The sequence below is a fragment of the Pontibacter sp. HJ8 genome (assembly GCF_054824225.1).
On record NZ_JSYF01000659.1, the window covers coordinates 1 to 486 of the forward strand.

A 486-nucleotide genomic window follows, 5' to 3' on the forward strand; every position below is an offset into this window, starting at 1 on the left:
AGATGTGGAGATAGGTTTTGGGTATACATCACGCAGGATTCGCATGATATTATACTGCTGAGCCGTCAGGTCAAACTTCCGGAAGAATTCCTCGTGGCTATTAAACAAGAGCCCATAGGTAATAATGACGTTCATACTGGCTTTTTGCCAGTCGTTACGGAAGGCTTTAATGCCTACTTCGTGTTCTAAATGCATAGTGAGAAAGGGTGAGTTGGTGCGAAACAGCTCATAATATACATTTATTTTAAAATATATGTTGCAATCCGAATGCAATTGTGCAGTATAAAAATCGTACTTACCGCCTCAAAAGCAGAAAACTGCAGCTTTCGTTGATTAGCTGCGACTTCGTGCAGCCTTTGTTATATAAACCTGCATGTTTATGCAGATTCTTGATTTCGGATTGTACTACTATAATAACTGATAAGAAGCCAAGTGGCCTGTTTTGTTTCGCACATCCGTTGTTACACTTTTATAGCCTGCACGTTG

1 pseudogene is annotated in these 486 nt (G+C 40.1%); it reads right to left on the minus strand.

The window, feature by feature from the left end:
- Nucleotides 1-195, minus strand: a pseudogene (locus tag OB13_RS20690) (MarR family transcriptional regulator); the annotation flags it as partial.
- Nucleotides 196-486 lie beyond the last annotated feature (291 nt).